Here is a 21660-nt window from a genome sequence, read left to right as displayed (position 1 = left end):
GCGTGATATAAACCAATTTTATTATGTATGAAAATTATAGGTAGAAGCAGAGAGCAACAAATAATGCAATCTTACAAAAAAGATAAGAAGGCTCATTTATTGGCAGTAATAGGGAGACGAAGAGTTGGTAAGACATTTTTAATTAGAGAGGTTTACAAGGATAACAGAGTATTTGAAATGACAGGCTTAAAAGATGCAGGTATTAAAAAGCAGCTGTTAAATTTTACATTTCAAATGAGTAAATACTTTGCTGATGATGAGATGTATAAGCAACCAAAATCTTGGTTGGAAGCATTTCATCTATTAACAAAAGAGCTAGAAGCTTTAAATACTAAGACTAAAACTGTTGTGTTTTTTGATGAATTACCATGGATTGTAAGTCGGAAATCTGATTTTATGGAGGCTTTAGGGCATTGGTGGAATAATTGGGCTTCTGAGCAAAATATTATTGTTGTGGTTTGTGGTTCGGCAGCATCTTGGATGCTTAAACATTTAGTAAATGCTAAAGGTGGTTTGCATAATAGGATTACCAAATTGATTACTCTAATGCCTTTTACATTAAGTGAAACAAAGGCTTTTTTAGAAGCAAAGTCAATTCACTTTACAGATTATCAAATTGTACAGCTTTACCTTACAATTGGAGGAGTTCCTCATTACTTAGATCATATAGCTAAGGGGAAAAGTGTGGCACAAAATATACAGGAATTGTGTTTTGAGAAAGATGGCATTTTGAAGTCGGAATTCGATAATTTATATCCTGCGTTATTTGATAATCCTAAGCGCCACATTGAAATTGTAAAAGCTTTAGCAAGTAAAGCAAGTGGACTAAATAGACAAGAGATTCTAAAAAAGACAAATATGTCTGAGGGAGGTTGGTTTTCTAACATATTAAATGAATTAGAAACTTCTGGTTTTATCTCCACGTTTGACCCATTAGAAAACAAGAAAAAAGATACTATTTATAGATTAACAGATGAATACTCTTTATTTTATCTAACCTTTATTGATGGGCAACCTAAATCTAGAAATTGGTTAAGAATTAGTGAAAGTCAGCAATATAAAATATGGAGTGGTTATACGTTTGAAAACGTTTGCATTAAGCATTCTGATGCTATTAAAAAGGCATTAGGTATTTCTGGTGTGCAAGCCAATATTAATAGTTATTTGCATAGAAAAGATGATAGTTTTGCAAAAGGCTTTCAAATAGATATGTTAATTGACAGAAAAGACGATATTATTAATATATGTGAGATGAAATTCTACGCTAGCGAATTTATAATCAACAAAACCTATGCAGAAAACCTAAGAACAAAAAAGGAAGGTTTAAGAACAGTTACCAAAACTAAAAAAATCGTACATCTCACATTTATTAGCGTATTTGGTGTGGTAGAAAACGCATATAAATTAGACTTGGTTGAAAATGATTTTACGATATCTATTTTTTTTGATTAGAAGATTTACGATTTAATAGGAGATTGATTGTAGGTAGACAATTATTAATATTCGACTCAATTTTGTAATAAGTAAGCTCATATAAATAGGTAATTCAGTTATATACTTTGGTTGTTACAAATGGTTTAAAAATGAAAGCAATTGAGCCACAGCTTTACCTCGATGTCCAATCTTATTCTTTTCTTCTAAAGAGATTTCGGCAAATGTTTTTTTGTAGCCTTCAGCCTTAAAAACTGGGTCATAGCCAAAACCACCTTCTCCATGTTTTTTTGTTGTGATTTCGCCTTTACAAATCCCAGTGAATGTGTGAAGTTTACCATTGAGATGTAAAGCTATTACAGTTTTAAATTGTGCGTTTCGGTTAGGCTTATCTTTTAGTTCTTCTAATAACTTATTGGTGTTGTCTTCTGCATTACGTTGTGGACCTGCGTAACGTGCAGAAAAGACTCCAGGTGCACCATTTAAAGCCTCAACTTCTAAACCTGTATCGTCTGCAAAACAATCGTAACCATAATGTTTTTTTAGGTATTCTGCTTTTTGTATAGCATTGCCTTCTATGGTTGGTTGTGTTTCAGGAATATCTTCATCACAGGCAATTTCTTTTAAACTTAACAGTTTAATGTGCTGAGGTAAAATTGCTTGAACTTCTTTTAGCTTATTTAAATTATTTGTGGCGAAAACGAGTTGCATATTATATTCTTAATTAATGTAATACCAATTTAATTATATGGTTAAAATGGCATAATTTAGCTTTTGTAAAAATATGAATCTAATTATATATCATTTGTCAAAACAAAATATTTTTAAAAAGTCTTTAATTGTAAAACTTTTTCTAGTTGTAGCTTTTTGTTTCTCATGTATTTCTATCCACGCACAAGATGTGGATGATTTAGATTCTCTACTTATTGATAGGGATATTGAAAATTATTCCATTCGTATATTTTCAAATTATAAAGTCAATAAATTTAGTATTAAGGATGACAATTCAAAAGTAAAATTTGTGCCTAATAATAGGTATGGTATTGGAGTTGGTTTTGCAAATACAAAAGTGATAGTTGATGTTGCTTTTAATATAAAAAACAAAAATAAAGAGGAAACTAAAAAGTTTGATTTACAAGGTACTACTATTTTAAAAGATCAGCATTACGTAAACATATATGCGCAGACTTATAGAGGTTTTACAGCCAAAAATAGCTTTGATGAACCTACGGTTTTTAGAAATGATATCCGCTCTGTAAGTATCGGTTTTAACTATTTGTACACGCTAGATGAGATTGAGTTTTCTTATTCACTTTTAAAAGCAGGTTTTGCAGATAAGCGACACCAAAATATCTTTATAACTGGTGGTTTGGGTGTTTTTAGTAGTATAGATTATTTTTCTGCAAAGCCAACTATTTTATCAGAATCTACAAGTCCTTATTTTAATGAGCAAGCGAATATTAAAAGGTATCAAGGTCTCACTGCTGGTGTTTTAGCCGGATTTATATCTTATTTTAAATTGCCCGAAAACATTACAGCAACACTTAATGTTATGCCTGGAATAGGTGTAATGAACAAAAAAATTACGTTACAAGAAGATAGTTTTAGACCTTCTAATCCTATGGTTTATAAATTAGACTTTCTGCTTGGTTTAGGGTATAATTACGAACAGTTTTATGTGAGTTTAACTTACAGTAACGGTTTGTATTCTACAAGTTTTGATTATGATAATTCATACAATTTAAATCTTACAAAAGCTAAACTAGCAATTGGGTATAGATTTCAAAGAAAGAGAAGTCGGTAGCTAATAACGTGATACTTAAAACACAAAAAGTTTGGCGATTATTTATGATATTTATCAGTCATAAAACGTCTTAATAATTGTATCTTAGTCAAAAGAAATATTCATTAAAACAAGATAGATTATGACGGTAAATTTTCAATATGTAAATGTAGATGTAAGTGAAACATTATCAGCTTTCACAGAAGAAAAATTAGAGAAATTATTTAATAGATATGAATTTTTAATCAGTGCATCTATAAAATTTAAGCACGATGATAATTTTCATGATAAAGGCAAAATTTGTGATATAGAATTAAGTCTTCCTGGACCACGATTATTTGCAACATCTAATGAAGCAAACTACGAGGTTGCTGTAAGAGAAACAATTAAAGATTTAGAACGCCAACTTAAAAAACGTAAAGAAGTTTATAAAACACATTAATAAAGACCGATGTTTAATTTCAGAGGGTTTATAGTTTTTAGCGATGATGATAAGGTTCATTTCTAAGAATTGTAAACCCTCTGTACAATTGTTCTATAAAGAATAAACGTACCATTTGATGAGAAAAGGTCATTTTAGATAAACCAATTTTTCCGTTGGCTCTGGCATAAACAGCATCCGAAAACCCATAAGGACCACCAATAACAAAAATTAGCGTTTTAATACCCGAGTTCATGTGTTTTTGCAAATAGCTAGAAAATGCAACTGAATCTAGTTGTTTGCCGTTTTCGTCTAATAGTATAAGGACATCAGAAGTCTGGGTTTTGGCTAAAATAAGTTCGCCTTCCTTTTCTTTTTGTTGTGCTTCAGATAAATGCTTAACTTTTTTTAAATCAGGAATTATTTCAAATTCAAACTTGATATAAAAACCAAGTCGTTTGCTATAATCTGTAATTAAAGCTTGAAGATTTTTATTATCAGTTTTACCTATGGCTATGAGTTTTATTTGCATGATTCAAATTTACAATTTTCAAAATGACCATTATAGATTTTTTCTTGTTTTGTAATTCATAATTCTAAAATCGGATATCGTTAATCTATTTCCTATTTTTACAACAAATATGTATTAAGATGATTTCAAAAGCACAATTCGATAAAGAAATAGAATTAATAATCTCTAATGCCATCCGAGAAGATGTTGGTGATGGAGATCATAGCTCGTTAGCTTGTATTCCTGCTTCTGCGCTAGGAAAAGCAAAACTGTTAGTGAAAGATGAAGGGATTATTGCAGGTGTTGAATTTGCAAAACAAGTATTTGCTTATGTAGATGCTAATATGCAGGTTGAAACCCTAATTGAAGATGGAAGCAAAGTGAAGCATGGAGATATCGTATTTTATGTAGAAGGTGCGTCTCAATCCATTTTAAAAGCGGAACGTTTAGTGTTAAATGCCATGCAACGTATGAGTGCTATTGCTACTAAAACGAGGCAGTTTGTAGACTTGTTAGAAGGTACAGGAACAAAAATTTTAGATACACGTAAAACAACTCCAGGTATTAGAGCTATAGAAAAATGGGCTGTAAAAATTGGAGGTGGAGAAAATCACAGATTCGCTTTGTATGATATGATTATGTTAAAAGATAATCACATCGATTTTGCAGGTGGAGTAGCAAAAGCTATCAATTTAACTAAGCAATATTTAAAGGATACTAATCGTGATTTAAAAATTATAGTTGAAGCCAGAAATCTCGAAGAAATTAAAAAGATTTTAGACTGTGGAGGTGTTTACAGAATCCTTATAGATAACTTTAATTACGAAGATACGAGGAAAGCCGTTAAACTTATTGGAGACCAATGTTTAACAGAGTCTTCTGGTGGAATTAATGAAAATACACTTAGAAAATATGCCGAATGTGGTGTAGATTATATTTCTTCTGGTGCTTTAACACATTCGGTTTATAATATGGATCTGAGTTTAAAAGCGGTTTAATTCGGTTTGGATTATTCAGTTGTATAAAGTGCTGCTGAAATAAAATAACAATTGTACGGCAAAAGGCTATAGGCTAGAAGCTAAAACCAGAACAATGTCAAAACCCATTGAAGATAAAATAAATAAAATTCCAGTGCTTAATTTAGTAATGCGCTTTTTTAAGCAAATTAAGTTACCTGGATTTGAAGGTTTATCAATTTACGATTTGTTAGAGCTTTACATTATGGGTATCGTAAATGGTGCATTAACTACGAGAGCAAGTGCTATTGCGTTCAGTTTTTTTTCTGCTATTTTTCCTTTTCTATTGTTTGTGATAATTGTAATTCCTTACATTCCAATTGTTGGTTTTCGTGCTGATTTTTTAGACTTCTTAAACTCAATTTTACCACCTCAAACATCAGAATTTTTTATAGATAGTATATTTCAAGATATGAGCAGTAATAGTAGTGGTGGCTTAATATCTTCAGTATTTTTATTGTCTATGTTTTTAATGGCTAATGGCGTGAATGCCGTTTTTTCTGGTTTTGAAACGTCTTACCATAAACAATTGTATAGAAATGTATTTAAACAATACGCTTATGCTCTTGGTGTTGCGTTAATTCTTGTCTTTCTCTTATTATTAACGGTTGCTGTTTTTGGGTATTTTCAGATTTATGTATTAAGCCCATTGTACAAAATGTATGAAGGTCTAAGCGGAAATGAATATTCAAGTGATGATAAAGGATTGGGGTGGATTATTTTTGCCAAATATTTGTTCTTTGTTATAATGACGTATTTGGCTACTGCTACATTATATTATTTTGGAACTAAGGAAGGTAAGGCCTCAAAGTTCTTTTCAGTTGGTGCGTTATTAACAACGTTACTTATTATGCTAACATCCTTTTTGTTTGGTGTTTATATTGAGAATTTCTCTAAATATAATGAACTCTATGGTTCCATCGGTGCCTTGTTAATATTGTTATTGTACCTATGGTTAAACTCTAATATTCTTTTATTGGGTTATGAGCTTAATGCTTCATTGCAATTTTTAAGAAAAAATCCAAGAGCAAGAAAAGAGATTAAACAAAAAGACATTGAGAAGTTAGTTAAGTAAAATGTTTTAAAAATTCGTCTTTACGTCTTACTGAAATAGGCACTTGAGCATTATTAGACATTACGACATAACTTTGCTTTCCTTTAAAATATTTTTTTACATGATTAATGTTAATGAGATGCGATTTGTGTGTTTTAAAAAATGAATTATCTGCCAATAAATCTTCGTAAAACTTAATGGGTTTTGATACCATTGTTTTGTCATCTTTGGTAAAAATATGCGTATAACTTGTATCTGCTTCCAAATGAATAATATCTTCAACCTTTAGTGTTTCAAATCCGGTTAAAGAAGGAATGGTGATCACTTTTTTCTGATTTGGCTTTAGGTTTTTAAACAAGTTTTGAAGTTGATGCTCCATACTTTGGTGAGATAAGTTTTCTTTTAAACGTACAATAGCATCACTGAAATCATCACTATCAATAGGTTTTAACAAGTAGTCTATTGCACTAAATTTGAAAGCTTTAATGGCATAATTGTCAAAAGCAGTTGTGAAAATTACTTTAAATGTAATGGCATCTATCTCTTGTAAAAAGTCGAATCCTGTTTTATCATGGATCTTAATATCTAGGAATATTAAATCAGGATTTAGTTGCGGTACAATTTTTAATGCTTCATCTACGGAATCAATAACAGCCAATACATTAAAGGAGTTTGGGTGCTGCTCAATAAGATTTAAAATACGGTCTGAGCAATGCTTTTCATCGTCTATTATTATGGTTTTTATCATGTTAAAAAGCAAATTGCATTGGTAGTGAAACGTCTATTCTTGTGCCTTCGGTTTTGTCTATTATTTCAACTGTTCCGTTTGTGTTTTTTAATTTATTTATAATTTCAATTCTACTTTTGGTAATGGCCATTCCCATTGATTTATTATCCGGATTGTTTTTATTTAATACTGAATGTTTCCGACCAATACCATTATCATCAACACTACAGATTAGCATATTATTTTCGGCTTTAAATGAAATAGTAATAAGTCCAGGTGCTTCTTTTTGAGACAATCCATGAACAATACTATTCTCAATAAAAGGTTGAAGTATCATTGGTGGCACAACTATGTTTTCGGCATCTAAATTAGAATCTACTTGAATGGTGTAATTGAATTTATTATTGAAACGTTTGCGTTCAATATCCATATAGGTTTTAAGTAATGCAATATCTTCACTCAATAAAATCTCTTTTTTTTCTGAGTTTTCTAATGTAAGTCGCATGAGTTTTGCAAATTTACTCAAGTAATCACTTGCAGATTGTGTGTCGTTTTTTATAATATAATCTCCAATAGAATTTAAAGAATTAAAGATAAAATGCGGATTCATTTGTGAGCGCAAAGCTTTCAATTCCGTATCAGAAACTTTAGCGTTAAATTCCGCTTCTTTAGATTTAGAAACCGCATCTTGTTTTCTTCGGTATAATATAAACCCAATAATTGAAGCCAATACCAAACCTGTTCCTCCTGCAATAGAAGCATTTTTAATAGACTTTTGACGTTCAATTTCCATTTGTGCAATGGCACGATCTTTATCTGCTTCGTATTGAATTTCTTTTCGTGAAATTTCTAATTTTCGATCTGCATTAATCAAACTGTCTCTTAAAACGATATGTTTTTGATATGTGAGTAAGGCATTCTCATAATCTCCTTTTTTGGCATATACATTTGCTAGTGTTGCTAATGCGCTTTTTTCTGTAGATAGATTATTTAAAGACGCGTTAAGTTCTAAACTATTGGTAGCAAAATATTCTGCTTTTTCAATATTATTGTTTTGCAAATAAACTTCAGCAGCATTTGTATATGCTGGCATTCGTAAGCTTTCAATATTATGTTGTTCTATTAAGTTAAGGCTGCCATTAGTGTTTTTTAGGCCTTCTTCCAGATAGCCAGCATTAGTTTGTATAAGGCCTAGATTCGTTTTTATGTTTGCAATGTAGAGCGGTTGTTTGTTTTGTTCTGCTCCAACCAGTGCTTTTTTATAAAAGTAGATTGAAGAATCTAATTTTTTCTGGTCTCCATAGATATTAGCAATGTAAAAATGTGTGATAAACTTGCTAGTGTTTTCTGGATAATTCAATAAAGTCTTAAAACTTTTTAAGGCTGTAGCGTACTCTTGTTGCTCGTAATTTATTAGACCAATATTTGTAAGTACTCCAATTACATATTTATTGAATTTTGGGTCTTTTTCAAAAATGGCATAACTCTTTTGGTAATAATCTAAGCCTCCTAAAGGATCAGATAAAAAGTAGTGTTGAATAATCCCTAGATTATTATAAGATATGCCAATTCCCTTTGGGTAATTAAGTTGTTTAGAAACGTTCAATGTTTTATTAACATAGTTTGTCCATGTTGTATCTGTGGGTGTTAAAAACATTTTTCTTGCCACGTACTTAATTCTTAAGTTCACGTAAGTTGTGTCTTCTGTTTTGTAATTATTAATAACGTTTTCTAACGAATCCAACATTTTGTTCTGTGAAAAACAAAATAGTGAAGTCATTAAAAATATGATCATCAGGGATTTTTTCATTCTTGAATTTTATTAATAGCTGGTTTAAAAATAGTAATTAAATGTTAAAAACGTGCCACATCTGCAACGTTAATAAATTCAAAATCAACGATAATAGATTGGTGGTCAGTTTAAACCGTAAATAGTTATTCCTTTATATGTGATTAATCCATTAATAATCTATTAAATGAAAACGCAATTATACATTCTAAAAATGATATCAATTTTTTTGTTGATTGTTGGTTGTTCTAGCAATGATGACAATTCGCAAAATAGTATGGTAATAGGAACTATTGAGTTATCTGGTTCTGATACAGCTATACTTGGAAATTCCTTAACAGTAGCTAATATTTATGATAGTGCTTTTAGTGTAACAGGCACAAATAGCTCTGTGGTTTTGTTAGATGAGAATACAACTATAGAGAACGGAGAATTAAATTCAACTGACTTTTCTAATGGATTTGTCATTGTTGCAGCACAGTTTGATGCAGATGATAATGCTGCTGTTGAAAAAACAATTTCTATGACCATTGTTAAGGATGGTGATTCGTTTAGCTATGTATGCAGTACTCCTGCAATAAGTGCAGCTGATAATACCGATTGTGGTTTAGGTTACAGCGTAGATAAAATTGCAAAATTAATTGTCTTTAATGACACAACCGTAATTAATGTTGATTCGGGTGCTATTTTAATAATGAATGGAACTATCGATTATAATTAACAATTAGTAAACTAAAACAGAATGTTATGAAATCAATCAGCAATTTATCCCGTTTTATGTTTTTAGGAATGTCTATTCTTTTTTTGTTGTCAACAAATTGTTGGTCTCAAGAAATTCGAATAAAGCCACCTAAAAAAGCATCTAAAATTACTAGTGTAGATAAGTTTGTAAAACACTCATTTGAGCTGTATCACAAAGTTTTTGTTTATGATAGTTTAACAAAAGCAGGAGTAGAAGTGCCAGCAGAAATAGAAGATGAATTAATGGAGAGAGCAGAAAGAGATGTGGATAGTCTTTGGCAAGAGGTACCAGATATAGCAGAGGATATTAGTGATGCCCCTTTTATGAGGCAAGCCAAAGCTACATTCAATTTAAATCGATCCAAGAAAGCATTAAAATTTTGCATGCTTTCAGTAAAAGCTTATTTCATAGGAACGGAAGAAGATGAAGATTAATTGTAATTATTTTAAGGTCTTACATATGAAACTTATAGTATCCATTTTAATCTATTTAGTTGGGGCTTTTACTATTAAAGCACAAACTTATAAAAGTGATTTTAGAGCTGATATGTGCGATTGTTTAACCGAAGAAAGTTTAAAACGTACACTCACTGAAAATGCGTATAAAGCCTGTTTAAGGGAAACACTTCCTAAATATGCTACTCAAATTGATGCTCAAATTGTAGAACCAGACGTTAATAAAAAGTACTATTTAGGGCAAATAGCGCGCAAGGATTTGTTACTGTCTATGCAATCTGAATTAATCTATAGTTGCGAAGCGTATTACAAACATCTCGATTACCAAAGAACCAGCCAAAAGCTAATAGCGAGAGAAAATGCTAACGAAAGTGATTTAGAAAAGTATGATCAAATGGTAGCTTTAACACCAAATGCCATGGCTTATTTTATGCGTGCCCAAGTGCAGTTTAAGTTGGGTAATATTAAAGCAACGGAAGCAGATATAAATAAGAGTTTAGAGCTAAATCCTAATAAAGAGAATGTAAAGTCAACCAGGCATCAGTTGCTTTTATTAGCGTGGGTTTACGAAGAACAAGAACGCTATAAAGAAGCAGTTTTACTTTATGATAAGATATATTTTGGGGAATTAGATATAGAAGTTGTAAAGTTAAGAGCACTTGCAGATAAAAAAGCAGGAGGTACAATGGCTAACATCCCAAAAGCCAAGGATCTCAAAACAAAAAATGAAATTAAAGCAGTAACGAGACGCAGCAAAACCGAAGGTAGTAAATCTTCTAAAGCCATTACAGCAGAACCCAGTAAGTCGAGTAGGAGTAGAACCATAAAACCAAAAGAGAATAAAAAGAAAGATACGTCGTCACTTCGTAAATTATTTAAAATGGGAAATGGATAAAATTCAATTAATTAATCAAAATAAAATTTAAAATTTATGAAGAAATTACTAGTGTGTTTATTTGCCATTACTATGGTAAGTTGTGATGTAGAAGAGGAAATAGCGAATATACTTGGAGATGGCACAGTAAGAGCAGACGTTAATGGAGAAACTAAAACATTTACTTTTGGGCAAAATTCTGTTGCAGCTGCTATTACAAGTAGCGATTCTGGTCCTAATACTATTTATGCTTTTGGCATGGGAGCTTCTACTGATGGCATTTCAGATAACTCAGAAACTACAGCTATTGGTGTTACTTTATTAATGGATAATCCTGATGTTATTGTTGCAGGTGCCTCGTTTTTTTATCCTAATGACCTTTTAGGTGGTACATATACTTTTGAAGATGAAAATGGTTCTACAAACATTGATGGTGATGAATCTACTAGTGCAAACCTTAATATTACTTCTGTAGATATCGCAGGTGAAAGAATTTCAGGAACTTTTAGTTTTGTCACTATCGATTCGGATACAAATACAACCTATACAGTTTCAAATGGAAGCTTTACTAATATTCCATTCTATATAAATTAAGAATACAGAAGTGCTATTAAGTATTGTGATTTGCCACATAAATTTAAATCTAAATTTTAAGAGTAATGACATCGCGTAGGATAGTAATAGAATATGCGTCCAATAGGGAACTCTGTTTTGGCTAGTATTTTTACTGTTTATCGTTATTTTTTGCCGTTAAGTATTAATTTGAGGTTATTTATTTGTCTTAAAATTAAACGGTTAAGTCTTGTGGTGAGTGTTAATTCGTTCTAGTGAAAATTAAAAAAATATTAATCAATCTATGTAATCAATATGAAAACCAATTTTCTTTTTATCCTAGTATTTAGTTTTGCTTTTTTATCAACTACACATGCTCAACGCATGGCTGAGCCAGGTGTTTTAGGAGCAGGAATAGCCTCTTCTTATCCTGCTTATGGGTTAAGTGCCAAATACAATTTTACTGAAACCCATGCTGCACAATTGATTTTGGGTGGCGCATCGTATGGTTATGATTCTACTAGTTTTTCTTTTGGAGTCTCTGGTAGATACCTTTATAATTTTGATATCCTTGGTGATTCTTTTTTCTTTAAGCCTTATGGATATGCTCAATTAAGTTATTTTACTGTGAAGTATGATTATTATGGCTATTCGGATTCCTTTAATACTATTGGTTTTGGATTGGGTGGCGGAGTAGAATGTGAAATTCCAGACTTTGTTGAAGGTCTAACTTTTAGTGGTGAACTAGGTTATGTAGGCGGTGATTTTGGCAATGGAATAGATAGTTTTGCAGGTCTTTCTTATGGTGCGAGTGTGCATTATTATTTCGACTTTTAAGCTGTGATTCTTTTTTTACAAACTAAATTAAATTTTGATATAAAACCATCTCATAAGAGGTGGTTTTTTTATTTAAAGGCATTACTTTTGGAGTATGCTACATTTTATAGATGTCATATTACCAATTCCGCTTCAAAAGGCTTTTACCTATCACATCACTGAAGCAGAATCTCAATTCTTAAAACCAGGAATGAGAGTTGCTGTTCCTTTCGGAAAAAGTAAAATCTATACAGCTTTAGTTTATACAATTCATCAAAACCCTCCAACGGCTTATGATGCCAAAACGATTCATCAAATTTTAGACGATTCGCCAGTAATTACATCTCATCAATTAAAGCATTGGGAGTGGATTGCTGATTATTATATGTGCAGTTTGGGAGAGGTGATGCGCGCTGCAATGCCTAATGCTTTTCTTTTAGAGAGTGAAACTATTATTTCAAAAAATGAAAAGGCAACAGTTGAGCAATCAGAATTAAAAGACGAAGAATATTTAATATATGAGGCATTACAGCATCAATCTTCATTAAAAATAAATGATGTTGTTTCTATTTTAGATAAAAAGCGGGTATTGCCTATTATCAATGATTTAGTAAAAAAAGGTGTAATACATCTACAAGAGGAACTTTACGAAAAATACACACCAAAATTAGTGCGTTATGTAAAGTTGCATCACAACCATAAAACACAAGAAAAATTACAAGAGTTATTAGAGGAATTAAGTAGAGCGCCAAAACAACGCGAAGTGGTGTTAACTTTATTTACAATGGAGGCATCACTAAAGCAACCCATTAAAGTTTCAGAATTAACTGAGCGGAGTGGAGCATCAGCTTCTATTGTAAAAACATTGATAGATAAACAAATTTTAGAAGAATACCACATTCAAGTAGATCGCGTGCAGTTTGAAGGTGATGGAGATGAAGATGCTAAAAGATTAAGTGAAGCTCAACAAGATGCTTATAATGAGGTTGAAGCTATTTTTAAAGAAAAGTCTGTAGCTTTATTACATGGTGTGACCTCTTCTGGGAAAACCGAAATATATGTTCAGCTCATTCAAAAGCAACTAGAAATTGGTAAGCAAGTTTTGTATTTATTGCCAGAAATTGCTCTAACTACACAATTAGTAAATAGACTTCAAGATTATTTTGGAGAGAAAGTCGCTGTTTTTCATTCTAGATATTCAGGCAACGAAAGGGTAGAAGTTTGGCAAAATATGTTGGCTAATTCAGAAAAAGCCCAAGTAATTATAGGAGCACGTTCCTCATTGCTATTGCCATTTACAAATTTAGGGTTAATTATTGTTGATGAAGAGCATGAGTCGTCTTATAAGCAATTTGATCCTGCTCCACGTTATCATGCAAGAGATGCTGCCATTGTATTAGCTAATATATTTAAAGCAAAAACACTTTTAGGGTCAGCAACCCCAAGTTTAGAAAGTTATTTTAATGCGAGTCAGGGCAAATATGGTTTGGTTGAATTAAATACACGTTACAACAATGTGTTAATGCCAGATATTGAGCTAGTAGATTTAGCAGATAAGTACAAGCGTAAACGCATGAAAGGTCATTTTAGTGATAGACTAATTGAGGAAATGACAGAAACGCTAGAGGAAGGCTTTCAAATTATATTATTTCAGAATAGACGAGGATTTTCTCCTATTATAGAATGTACCACTTGCGGAACATCACCTCAATGTCCTAATTGCGATGTCAGTTTAACCTATCATCAATATAGAGATCAATTGCGTTGTCATTATTGTGGTTATAATTCTGCCATGCTTAAAAGTTGTCAAGCTTGCGGAAATTCTACATTAGATACTAAAGGTTTTGGAACAGAACAGATAGAAGAAGAGGTAAAAGTGTTATTTCCTGAAAAGAAAGTAGCACGTATGGATTTAGATACAACAAGAGGAAAATACGGTTTCGAGAAAATAATTAACAGCTTTGAACAGCGTGAAGTTGATATTTTGGTTGGGACACAAATGCTAACCAAAGGTCTCGATTTTAGATACGTAAAGTTAGTTGGGATTATGAATGCAGATAACTTGCTCAACTTTCCAGATTTTAGAGCGCACGAACGTAGTTATCAATTAATGGCGCAAGTGTCGGGTAGGGCAGGACGAACAGATTTGAGAGGGAAGGTTTTAATTCAGACCTACAATCCGCATCATAATATTTTGCAACAAGTATCTACAAATGCTTATAAGGAAATGTTTGCAGAGCAGATGAATGAGCGCTACAATTTTAAATATCCACCCATTTTTAGGTTGATTAAAATAACCTTTAAACACAAAGATTATAATCGTGTAAATTTAGCAGCAGATTGGTATGCAAAATCCTTGAAACAACTATTTAAGGCAAATGTTTTAGGTCCAGAATTCCCACCAGTTTCTAGAATCCGAAATTTATATCACAAAAATATTTTGGTAAAAATCCCTCAGCAACAATCATTAGTAAAAACTAAAGAAGCAATTAAAAGAATTGATAATAGCTTTAATGCTGTAAAAGATTTTAGACCAGTACGTGTAATTATTAATGTAGACAACTATTAGAAATAAAAAATCCTAAGCCGTAGCTTAGGATTTTTTAAAATTATAATGTAATGCTTAAAATGTAAATGTAATGATCTACATATTATTTAAAGCATCAACTAATTGGGTCTTTTTATTTCGACTCAAAGGAATTTCGTAAGCACCAACTTCAACATTTTTACTGTTAAATCGGTCAATTTTATCAAGATTCACAATATAAGATTTGTGGATTCTTAAAAACTTCCCTTCAGGCAATTCGCTTTCAAAAGCTTTCATTGTAGATAAAACAACAAGACTGTTCTCTTCTGTAACTACTTTTACGTAATCACCTAAAGCTTCAATCCATTTAATGTCCTTAATATAAACCTTACGTTTTTTAAGGTTGCTTTTTACAAAGATATGTTCGCCATCCGTTTCATTAAAGTCTAATTTTAATTTATGTTGCTCAATAGCTTTTTCTACGGCAACATTAAAACGTTCTTTAGTAATTGGTTTTTGAAGATAATCAGTGGCATCATAATTAAATGCTTTAAAAGCATATTCTGTTTTACCAGTAACGAAAATAATTTGGGGTTTGTTGTTGAGCACATCTAGCAACTCAAAACCGTTTAATACAGGCATCTCTATATCTAGGAAGATAAGATCTACTTTATGGGTATTAAGACCGTTTTTTGTTTCTAACGCACTGCTGTACTCTGCAATAAGGTTAAGTGAGGAATGGTTCTCAATTAACTTTACTATAGAGAGGCGTTGAATCGCAGAATCATCAACAACTACACAGTTTAAAGTCATAACATTATTAATTTTAGGTTAAGATATCGACAATAGTACGATAAATTCGGTTAAAAAACAAATATTACCGACAAACCGTAAAAATTAACATAATTTTGAGCGTATTAAATTAATATAATTTTTACTTTCAGAAAACGTTGGCAAATATAGAATAAATGCTTATTTTTGCACCCGTTTTAACAATAAACAAAATTATTTATTATGAATCATTATGAAACTGTTTTCATCTTAAATCCCGTTTTATCTGACGATCAGATAAAGGAGACAGTAAAGAAATACGAGGATATGCTCGTTTCTAAAGGTGCTAAGATGATTGCCAAAGAAGATTGGGGCTTGAAAAAGTTGGCTTACCCAATCCAAAACAAAAAAAGTGGTTTTTACCATTTATTTGAATTTACTGTTGCTGGTGAAGCAATTGAACCTTTAGAGGTAGAGTTTAGACGTGATGAGCGTTTTATGCGTTACTTAACTGTGAAATTAGACAAACATGCTATTTCATGGGCTGAGAGAAGAAGAGAGAAACTGAAAGTTAAAGCAAAAGCAAAAGCATAATTATGTCATCAATAGAACAACAAGCAAAAGGAAAAAAAGACGGCGAAATTAGATATTTAACTCCTTTAAATATCGAGACGTCTAAGACTAAAAAATATTGTCGTTTCAAAAAATCTGGAATCAAGTATGTAGATTATAAAGATGCAGATTGGTTATTAGGTTTTGTAAACGAACAAGGTAAGTTATTGCCAAGACGTTTAACAGGAACATCTTTAAAGTATCAAAGAAAAGTATCTGTGGCTGTAAAAAGAGCTAGACATTTAGCGCTTATGCCATATGTTGCTGATTTATTAAAATAAAATATCATAACAATGGAACTTATATTAAAACAAGACGTTGAAAATTTAGGATTTAAAGACGATATTGTATCTGTTAAGAACGGTTATGGTAGAAATTTTTTAATTCCTCAAGGACAAGCTATAATGGCGACTTCTTCTGCTAAAAAAGTATTAGCAGAAACTTTAAAGCAAAGAGCTTACAAAGAGAAAACTATTATTGCAGATGCTGAAAAAACAGCTGAAGCAATAAAAGCTTTAGAAATAAAAATAACAGCGAAAGCTGGTACAGGTGCTACTGCTGGTGACAAATTATTTGGTTCTATTACCAATATGGATTTGGCAGCTGCATTCAAAAACGCTGGTCACGACGTTGATAAGAAATTCATTTCTATCAATGGTGGTAACATTAAGCGTTTAGGTCAGTACGAAGCTGCAATTAGATTACATAGAGCGGTAACAGTTGATTTAACTTTCGACGTTGTTGCTGACGCATAATCTTTTTATTACAATTTTAAAAAACCGTTTAGTTTTCTAAGCGGTTTTTTTATAACTTTTTTTATCAGATTATTACACGTTTAGATACAGTGAGTCTTTAAAAACTAAGTCCTCTTTGGACTTAAATAGGTATTTTTATGAAACATATTCTTTTTATCTTTTTAATAGTCTCTTTATTTAGCTGTAAACAAGCTAAAGAATCTGCTAAGACTTCAGAAATTGAGTCTTCTAAACTTATTGAATTATTTAGAGCATCTCAAACAGACTATCCAAATATTAGTGTTCATCGTGGAGGAAAAGGGCTATTAAATTACCCTGAAAACTGCCTAGAAACAATTAATTATCTTAAGGATAGTATTTATGCCATCTATGAGGTAGATGTTGCGCAAACCAAAGATGGCCAGCTTATATTATTACATGATAATTCAATTGATAGAACCACAACAGGAACTGGAAAAGTAAGTGAATTAACCTACAATGAATTAAAGCAATTTAATTTAGTAGATGATCACGGCAATGAAACAACCTTTAAAATTCCATTATTTTCCGAAGTATTAGCTTGGTGTGTAAAGAATAAAGTGATTTTAACAATTGATATTAAAAGATCTGTAGGCCAAGAAACGGTTATCAAGGCCATTAGAAAGGCAAAAGCTGAAGATACCAGCATTATTATCACTTACAATGTAGAACAAGCAATATCAGCTTACAAATTGGCTCCAGATTTATTGTTGTCTGTTTCTGCCAGAAATAATGAAGAGTTTGATCGTTTGTTAGACGCAAATATTCCGACTAAAAATATGTTAGCCTTCACAGGTACGCGTTTATCAGATGTCTCACTATATAAAAGATTACACGATAATAATATCCTTTGTATGCTGGGAACTTTAGGGAACTTAGATAAAAGTGCAGAAGCAAAAGGAGACAAATTATATTTGAAATGGAAAGAAGATGGAGTTGATATTATGGCAACTGATAGACCTTTTGAAGCCTTTAATGCGATTAATTAATTTTTAAAACGAATAATTTTCGGAACATGAAATATTCAAGATTAACAAAAGAACAATTTGAAGAATTACACCAAGAATTCATCAACTTTTTAGCCACTCAATCTATTACTGCAGACGAGTGGGAAGATATAAAAAAGAACAAACCAGAAACAGCAGAGCAAGAACTAGATGTTTTTAGTGATTTAGTTTGGCTTGGTGTTTTAGGTAAAGTAGAATTTTTAGAGCATATTTCTCCGCAACAAATTCACTTGTTTCAATGTAATGAAAAGAGCATGCGTTTAATTGCTTTAAGAATTGATAACAAAGCAGTAGATTTTACAACCAAAGAAGGTTTTAATTGGTTACGTGATAATTTATTGTCTGATTCTGTTGAGTTTTTTAATGCGAAAAAAGAGTATTCAGAAGATAAGCATTTAGATATTTTTAAAATGATTCAGTCTGGTGCAAATATTACAAAAGGAGAATTGTTTACCTATTTTGCTAATTTGGTTAAGGGAGCTTAAAAACCTTTTGTTTGCTGTTTATGTTCATTAGCTCTTTTGTGCTTAATGTCCTTTTTCTGTCGTTCTTTTGAATTAAATTTTCTGTGATACGGTAGTGGTTTTCCGTATGGTTTATCAACATCATCTAAAAGAATATTTCGAAAAAAGGTATTGAGTTTTATAAAGAAATCTTTCATAAATACCAATAGGTTTCTTATTCGTAGCGAAGGGATTCTATAGGATCTAACTTCGCTGCTTTCGTTGCAGGATATAAACCAGAAACAACAGCTACAATAAAAGCAATACTTGTTGCCCAAATCATGGCAACCCAAGGTGTGGAAAATTCAAGTTCAAAACCTTTTGCAACAGCCATACCTATTAAAATGCCGAGTATAATTCCTAAAATTCCGCCAAACTGGCCAATAATTACAGTTTCCATAAAAAACTGAAATGCGATGGTTTTACTCTTAGCACCAAGCGCTTTTCTTACTCCAATTTCTCGGGTACGTTCACTTACTGAAACGAGCATAATATTCATTAAGGCAATTGTAGAACCAAAAATGGTAATAATACTAATGATCCATGCAGCGACATAAAGTGCATCGATGTTTTGTGTGGCCTGATTTAGTAAATCATCACTACGTACTATACCAAAATCATCCTTTTCTATTGGGTTCAATCCTCTAATATTTCTAAAGGTTAAAACGGCATCTTCTTGTGCAGCATCAAGCATATCGGCTTTATCTACTTTTACACTTAAGCTATAATCGATATTGGCATTGGTAAAAATAGAACGTGCTTTTTGTATGGGTAAAATCACTCTTAAATCTTGATTGTTACCAAACGTTGAGCCTTTTTCTTTTAGTACACCAGCCACTTTAAATTTAGAACCTCTGATGCTTATGGTTTTTCCAACCGGATTTTCAACAGGAAATAAAGCCTTTTGTATATCACTTCCAATAACACAAACAGCATTACTGTTTTTTACATCAAAAACATTTAAAGACCTACCGTTTTCAATCTCTAGTCCTGCATTTTCAATATAAAATTCATTTGCACCAAGCACACCAACTTCTGGATCTGTTTTTTTATTGTCGTATTTTACCTCAGCCGTAGAGGTGCCAAAGAATGAAACTGCCACTTTGGTAAACGGAAAGTTGTAATTATCTTCAAAATCCTTCACATTTCTATAGTCAATTACCGGATTTATTTTCTGACGTTCTCTACTACTTTGACGTCTTGCTGTAAACTCGTAACGCTGAAAATTAAAGGTATTTGAACCCATGGAAGAGAAATTGCTAGAAATAGTATTTTCTAATGCAGACACACCACTTAATATACCAACCAAAGCCATAATTCCAATAGCGATAATTAATACCGTTAAAATGGTACGCAGCAGTTGACTTTTAATAGAATCGAAAGCAATTCTAATATTCTCTCTAGCTAATGAAAACATAGTTTTTGTGGCGTTTGTTGGGTTATTTAATCAATAAGACGACTTAAACACTATAAAGTTACTATAAAAACCAATTATCTTAGTAAGACCTTTAAAAATTATAATATTTTTGTGACGAATTGAATCAACATCAAGTTAATTGAAATGCTTCATTGAGCGCATTAGATTTCAATTTTAAAATAAGTTTCATTAAAAGAGATTCCTGTTTTTGCAGGACGTACTATGGCACAAAAACCAAGCATACCAAAAGGCACAAGAGATTTTAACGCAGAAGAAGTAGCGAAGCGTTCTTATATCATGGAAACGATAAAAGAACAGTTTCAAATTTTTGGATTTCAACCTATTGAAACGCCAAGTTTTGAAAACTCGGAAACCTTAATGGGTAAATATGGAGATGAAGGAGATCGCTTGATTTTTAAGATTTTGAATTCGGGTGATTATTTTAAAGAAATCAAACATAAATTAAGTGAAGCAGGTGTTATTGTTGTTGATTTTTACAAAGCAATGGATGTAATTATAAATAAACTTGCTGATATAAATAGTGAAAATTATAATACGAGAATAAAACAATTCATATTAGAATCTAATATCGATAACAATAGGAGTAGTGATAGAATTTTAAGTTTTTTTATTGATTACAAAGATGATATTATAAATATATTACAGAATAATGAAAATAAAGTTAGAGAAACTCTATTTGTTTTTTATTATACAGCATATTTAATGGATTCAGATATTTTGGATTCTAAGAAGGCATCATCTTTAATTTCAGAAAAAGCCCTTCGTTACGACCTCACAGTACCTTTCGCGCGCTACGTCGTACAACACCAAAACGACATAGAATTCCCATTTAAACGCTACCAAATGCAACCGGTTTGGCGTGCAGACCGTCCGCAAAAAGGACGTTTTAGAGAATTCTATCAATGTGATGCAGATGTAGTAGGTTCTAAATCCTTGTTTCAAGAAGTAGAATTTGTACAGTTGTATGATGCGGTATTTTCAGCTTTAAAATTAGAAGGCGTAACTATTAAAATCAACAATCGTAAAATCTTATCTGGTATTGCAGAAGTCATTGGAGCACAAGATAAGCTCATCGATTTTACAGTGGCTTTAGATAAGTTAGATAAAATAGGTGAGGAGAAAGTAAAAGAAGAAATGCGTGGTAAAGGCATTTCTGAAGATGGTATTACTAAGCTTCAACCTTTATTTACTTTAAAAGGAGATTTTGGTGATCAGATTGAAAGTTTAAAATCTATTTTAAGTACTTCTGAAATTGGATTAAAAGGCATAGAAGAACTCGAATTTATAAACACAGCCATTTCAAACTTAAAACTAAAAACAGCAACTCTACAATTAGATGTAACGTTAGCAAGAGGCTTAAATTATTATACAGGAGCCATTTTTGAAGTGTCTGTACCTGAAGGTGTAAAAATGGGCTCTATCGGTGGAGGTGGTCGTTACGATGATCTTACTAGTATTTTTGGAAAACCAGATACAAGTGGTGTTGGTATTAGCTTTGGTTTAGATCGAATTTACTTGGTCTTAGAGGAATTAAATTTATTTCCATCTACTATTGCAGAATCTACAAAAGTACTTTTCATTAATTTTGGAGATAAAGAAGCCCTATTTAGTTTGGGAGCCGTAACTAAATTAAGACAAGCTAATGTAAAAGCCGAGTTGTTTCCAGATGCAGCAGTTTCTGGCAAACAGATGAAAAAGCAAATGAATTATGCAAATCGTCGTAACATTCCGTTTGTGGTTATAATGGGTGAGGAAGAATTAAAATCGGAAGTTTTTACATTAAAAAATATGGTTTCTGGTGAGCAGCAGAAATTAGAGTTTAATGCGCTTCTAAACGTATTAAAATAAAGAAAGCCTC

At 31.7% G+C, this 21660-nt stretch carries 24 protein-coding genes; 17 read left to right on the top strand and 7 right to left on the bottom strand.

The window, feature by feature from the left end; all coding sequences use genetic code 11:
• Positions 1–27 precede the first annotated feature (27 nt).
• Positions 28–1452, top strand: a complete 1425-nt coding sequence (locus DFQ10_RS14435) for an AAA family ATPase (RefSeq protein ID WP_115818146.1) — start codon at positions 28–30, stop codon at positions 1450–1452.
• 114 nt (positions 1453–1566) lie between these two features.
• Here the strand turns inward: DFQ10_RS14435 and DFQ10_RS14430 are convergent, their stop codons facing one another.
• The gene (locus tag DFQ10_RS14430; RefSeq protein ID WP_115818145.1) at positions 1567–2142 is read right to left on the bottom strand and encodes a non-canonical purine NTP diphosphatase; all 576 of its coding nucleotides are present in this window, start codon (positions 2140–2142) and stop codon (positions 1567–1569) included.
• Positions 2143–2215: 73 nt separating this feature from the next.
• Here DFQ10_RS14430 and DFQ10_RS14425 point away from each other — a divergent pair, with 73 nt between their 5' ends.
• Positions 2216–3235 carry a DUF4421 family protein gene (locus DFQ10_RS14425; RefSeq protein WP_115818144.1) on the top strand — a complete coding sequence of 340 codons (1020 nt, stop codon included), beginning with the start codon at positions 2216–2218 and terminating at the stop codon, positions 3233–3235.
• 121 nt (positions 3236–3356) lie between these two features.
• The gene (gene hpf / locus DFQ10_RS14420) at positions 3357–3656 is read left to right on the top strand and encodes a ribosome hibernation-promoting factor, HPF/YfiA family (RefSeq protein ID WP_115818143.1); all 300 of its coding nucleotides are present in this window, start codon (positions 3357–3359) and stop codon (positions 3654–3656) included.
• A gap of 37 nt (positions 3657–3693) precedes the next feature.
• On the opposite strand, the gene rlmH is transcribed toward hpf, so the two are convergent.
• Positions 3694–4167, bottom strand: a complete 474-nt coding sequence (gene rlmH, locus DFQ10_RS14415; RefSeq protein WP_115818142.1) for a 23S rRNA (pseudouridine(1915)-N(3))-methyltransferase RlmH — start codon at positions 4165–4167, stop codon at positions 3694–3696.
• Positions 4168–4286: 119 nt separating this feature from the next.
• Between rlmH and nadC the strand changes: the two genes are divergently transcribed.
• Entirely contained in the window at positions 4287–5144 is an 858-nt protein-coding gene (gene nadC / locus DFQ10_RS14410; RefSeq protein ID WP_115818141.1) for a carboxylating nicotinate-nucleotide diphosphorylase, read from the top strand.
• Between the two features lie 94 nt (positions 5145–5238).
• Positions 5239–6237, top strand: coding sequence for a YihY/virulence factor BrkB family protein (locus DFQ10_RS14405; protein ID WP_115818140.1), 999 nt, complete (start codon positions 5239–5241; stop codon positions 6235–6237).
• On the opposite strand, the gene DFQ10_RS14400 is transcribed toward DFQ10_RS14405, so the two are convergent.
• On the bottom strand, positions 6230–6964 hold the full coding sequence (locus DFQ10_RS14400; protein WP_115818139.1) for a LytR/AlgR family response regulator transcription factor: 735 nt from the start codon (positions 6962–6964) through the stop codon (positions 6230–6232). The two genes, DFQ10_RS14405 and DFQ10_RS14400, sit on opposite strands and share 8 nt — an antisense overlap.
• Before the next feature lies 1 nt (position 6965).
• Positions 6966–8690 (bottom strand): tetratricopeptide repeat-containing sensor histidine kinase, encoded by a 1725-nt coding sequence (locus tag DFQ10_RS14395; protein ID WP_181897649.1) that lies wholly within the window; start codon positions 8688–8690, stop codon positions 6966–6968.
• A gap of 256 nt (positions 8691–8946) precedes the next feature.
• Here DFQ10_RS14395 and DFQ10_RS14390 point away from each other — a divergent pair, with 256 nt between their 5' ends.
• From DFQ10_RS14390 to priA, 6 genes are all read left to right on the top strand, one after another.
• Positions 8947–9453 carry a hypothetical protein gene (locus DFQ10_RS14390; protein WP_147299233.1) on the top strand — a complete coding sequence of 169 codons (507 nt, stop codon included), beginning with the start codon at positions 8947–8949 and terminating at the stop codon, positions 9451–9453.
• Between the two features lie 26 nt (positions 9454–9479).
• Positions 9480–9908 (top strand): hypothetical protein, encoded by a 429-nt coding sequence (locus DFQ10_RS14385; RefSeq protein WP_147299232.1) that lies wholly within the window; start codon positions 9480–9482, stop codon positions 9906–9908.
• Between the two features lie 25 nt (positions 9909–9933).
• A complete protein-coding gene (locus DFQ10_RS14380; protein ID WP_181897648.1) occupies positions 9934–10824 on the top strand; it encodes a tetratricopeptide repeat protein in 891 nt (296 codons plus the stop codon).
• A gap of 36 nt (positions 10825–10860) precedes the next feature.
• Complete coding sequence (locus DFQ10_RS14375; RefSeq protein ID WP_147299231.1) at positions 10861–11397, top strand: hypothetical protein; 537 nt, start codon at positions 10861–10863, stop codon at positions 11395–11397.
• Between the two features lie 273 nt (positions 11398–11670).
• A complete protein-coding gene (locus tag DFQ10_RS14370; RefSeq protein ID WP_147299230.1) occupies positions 11671–12192 on the top strand; it encodes an outer membrane beta-barrel protein in 522 nt (173 codons plus the stop codon).
• A gap of 94 nt (positions 12193–12286) precedes the next feature.
• Entirely contained in the window at positions 12287–14740 is a 2454-nt protein-coding gene (gene priA / locus DFQ10_RS14365) for a replication restart helicase PriA (protein WP_115818132.1), read from the top strand.
• 75 nt (positions 14741–14815) lie between these two features.
• Here priA and DFQ10_RS14360 read toward each other — a convergent pair whose 3' ends face one another.
• Positions 14816–15511, bottom strand: coding sequence for a LytR/AlgR family response regulator transcription factor (locus DFQ10_RS14360; RefSeq protein ID WP_020894444.1), 696 nt, complete (start codon positions 15509–15511; stop codon positions 14816–14818).
• Positions 15512–15712: 201 nt separating this feature from the next.
• Between DFQ10_RS14360 and rpsF the strand changes: the two genes are divergently transcribed.
• The 5 genes from rpsF (at position 15713) to DFQ10_RS14335 (ending at position 18346) form a co-directional block, all read left to right on the top strand.
• Positions 15713–16063 carry a 30S ribosomal protein S6 gene (gene rpsF, locus DFQ10_RS14355; RefSeq protein WP_115818131.1) on the top strand — a complete coding sequence of 117 codons (351 nt, stop codon included), beginning with the start codon at positions 15713–15715 and terminating at the stop codon, positions 16061–16063.
• On the top strand, positions 16063–16362 hold the full coding sequence (gene rpsR / locus DFQ10_RS14350) for a 30S ribosomal protein S18 (protein WP_172837628.1): 300 nt from the start codon (positions 16063–16065) through the stop codon (positions 16360–16362). Before rpsF ends, rpsR begins: the two co-directional genes overlap by 1 nt.
• A 12-nt stretch (positions 16363–16374) precedes the next feature.
• Entirely contained in the window at positions 16375–16836 is a 462-nt protein-coding gene (gene rplI / locus DFQ10_RS14345) for a 50S ribosomal protein L9 (protein ID WP_115818130.1), read from the top strand.
• 137 nt (positions 16837–16973) lie between these two features.
• Positions 16974–17843: a glycerophosphodiester phosphodiesterase family protein gene (locus DFQ10_RS14340; protein ID WP_115818129.1), complete on the top strand. Its 870-nt coding sequence runs from the start codon at positions 16974–16976 to the stop codon at positions 17841–17843.
• Positions 17844–17869: 26 nt separating this feature from the next.
• Complete coding sequence (locus DFQ10_RS14335) at positions 17870–18346, top strand: DUF6495 family protein (protein ID WP_115818128.1); 477 nt, start codon at positions 17870–17872, stop codon at positions 18344–18346.
• On the opposite strand, the gene DFQ10_RS14330 is transcribed toward DFQ10_RS14335, so the two are convergent.
• Both DFQ10_RS14330 and DFQ10_RS14325 read right to left on the bottom strand, forming a co-directional pair.
• Positions 18343–18522, bottom strand: a complete 180-nt coding sequence (locus DFQ10_RS14330; RefSeq protein ID WP_115818127.1) for a hypothetical protein — start codon at positions 18520–18522, stop codon at positions 18343–18345. The two genes, DFQ10_RS14335 and DFQ10_RS14330, sit on opposite strands and share 4 nt — an antisense overlap.
• A 17-nt stretch (positions 18523–18539) precedes the next feature.
• Complete coding sequence (locus tag DFQ10_RS14325; protein WP_115818126.1) at positions 18540–19781, bottom strand: ABC transporter permease; 1242 nt, start codon at positions 19779–19781, stop codon at positions 18540–18542.
• Positions 19782–20003: 222 nt separating this feature from the next.
• Between DFQ10_RS14325 and hisS the strand changes: the two genes are divergently transcribed.
• The gene (hisS, locus tag DFQ10_RS14320; RefSeq protein WP_115818125.1) at positions 20004–21650 is read left to right on the top strand and encodes a histidine--tRNA ligase; all 1647 of its coding nucleotides are present in this window, start codon (positions 20004–20006) and stop codon (positions 21648–21650) included.
• The last annotated feature ends 10 nt before the right edge of the window (positions 21651–21660 follow it).

The organism is Winogradskyella eximia (assembly GCF_003386165.1).
GTDB classification, from domain to species: Bacteria; Bacteroidota; Bacteroidia; order Flavobacteriales; family Flavobacteriaceae; genus Winogradskyella; species Winogradskyella eximia.
Note: the sequence above shows the minus strand (reverse complement) of the source record. Positions and strands in the feature narration are given on the sequence as shown.

Bases quoted from the DNA above. Each gene is read 5' to 3' on its own strand.
- DFQ10_RS14435 (WP_115818146.1), top strand. From the start codon at position 28: ATGAAAATTATAGGTAGAAGCAGAGAGCAACAAATAATGCAATCTTAC.
- DFQ10_RS14430 (WP_115818145.1), bottom strand. From the start codon at position 2,142: ATGCAACTCGTTTTCGCCACAAATAATTTAAATAAGCTAAAAGAAGTT.
- DFQ10_RS14425 (WP_115818144.1), top strand. From the start codon at position 2,216: ATGAATCTAATTATATATCATTTGTCAAAACAAAATATTTTTAAAAAG.
- hpf (WP_115818143.1), top strand. From the start codon at position 3,357: ATGACGGTAAATTTTCAATATGTAAATGTAGATGTAAGTGAAACATTA.
- rlmH (WP_115818142.1), bottom strand. From the start codon at position 4,167: ATGCAAATAAAACTCATAGCCATAGGTAAAACTGATAATAAAAATCTT.
- nadC (WP_115818141.1), top strand. From the start codon at position 4,287: ATGATTTCAAAAGCACAATTCGATAAAGAAATAGAATTAATAATCTCT.
- DFQ10_RS14405 (WP_115818140.1), top strand. From the start codon at position 5,239: ATGTCAAAACCCATTGAAGATAAAATAAATAAAATTCCAGTGCTTAAT.
- DFQ10_RS14400 (WP_115818139.1), bottom strand. From the start codon at position 6,964: ATGATAAAAACCATAATAATAGACGATGAAAAGCATTGCTCAGACCGT.
- DFQ10_RS14395 (WP_181897649.1), bottom strand. From the start codon at position 8,690: ATGTTGGATTCGTTAGAAAACGTTATTAATAATTACAAAACAGAAGAC.
- DFQ10_RS14390 (WP_147299233.1), top strand. From the start codon at position 8,947: ATGATATCAATTTTTTTGTTGATTGTTGGTTGTTCTAGCAATGATGAC.
- DFQ10_RS14385 (WP_147299232.1), top strand. From the start codon at position 9,480: ATGAAATCAATCAGCAATTTATCCCGTTTTATGTTTTTAGGAATGTCT.
- DFQ10_RS14380 (WP_181897648.1), top strand. From the start codon at position 9,934: ATGAAACTTATAGTATCCATTTTAATCTATTTAGTTGGGGCTTTTACT.
- DFQ10_RS14375 (WP_147299231.1), top strand. From the start codon at position 10,861: ATGAAGAAATTACTAGTGTGTTTATTTGCCATTACTATGGTAAGTTGT.
- DFQ10_RS14370 (WP_147299230.1), top strand. From the start codon at position 11,671: ATGAAAACCAATTTTCTTTTTATCCTAGTATTTAGTTTTGCTTTTTTA.
- priA (WP_115818132.1), top strand. From the start codon at position 12,287: ATGCTACATTTTATAGATGTCATATTACCAATTCCGCTTCAAAAGGCT.
- DFQ10_RS14360 (WP_020894444.1), bottom strand. From the start codon at position 15,511: ATGACTTTAAACTGTGTAGTTGTTGATGATTCTGCGATTCAACGCCTC.
- rpsF (WP_115818131.1), top strand. From the start codon at position 15,713: ATGAATCATTATGAAACTGTTTTCATCTTAAATCCCGTTTTATCTGAC.
- rplI (WP_115818130.1), top strand. From the start codon at position 16,375: ATGGAACTTATATTAAAACAAGACGTTGAAAATTTAGGATTTAAAGAC.
- DFQ10_RS14340 (WP_115818129.1), top strand. From the start codon at position 16,974: ATGAAACATATTCTTTTTATCTTTTTAATAGTCTCTTTATTTAGCTGT.
- DFQ10_RS14335 (WP_115818128.1), top strand. From the start codon at position 17,870: ATGAAATATTCAAGATTAACAAAAGAACAATTTGAAGAATTACACCAA.
- DFQ10_RS14330 (WP_115818127.1), bottom strand. From the start codon at position 18,522: ATGAAAGATTTCTTTATAAAACTCAATACCTTTTTTCGAAATATTCTT.
- DFQ10_RS14325 (WP_115818126.1), bottom strand. From the start codon at position 19,781: ATGTTTTCATTAGCTAGAGAGAATATTAGAATTGCTTTCGATTCTATT.
- hisS (WP_115818125.1), top strand. From the start codon at position 20,004: ATGGCACAAAAACCAAGCATACCAAAAGGCACAAGAGATTTTAACGCA.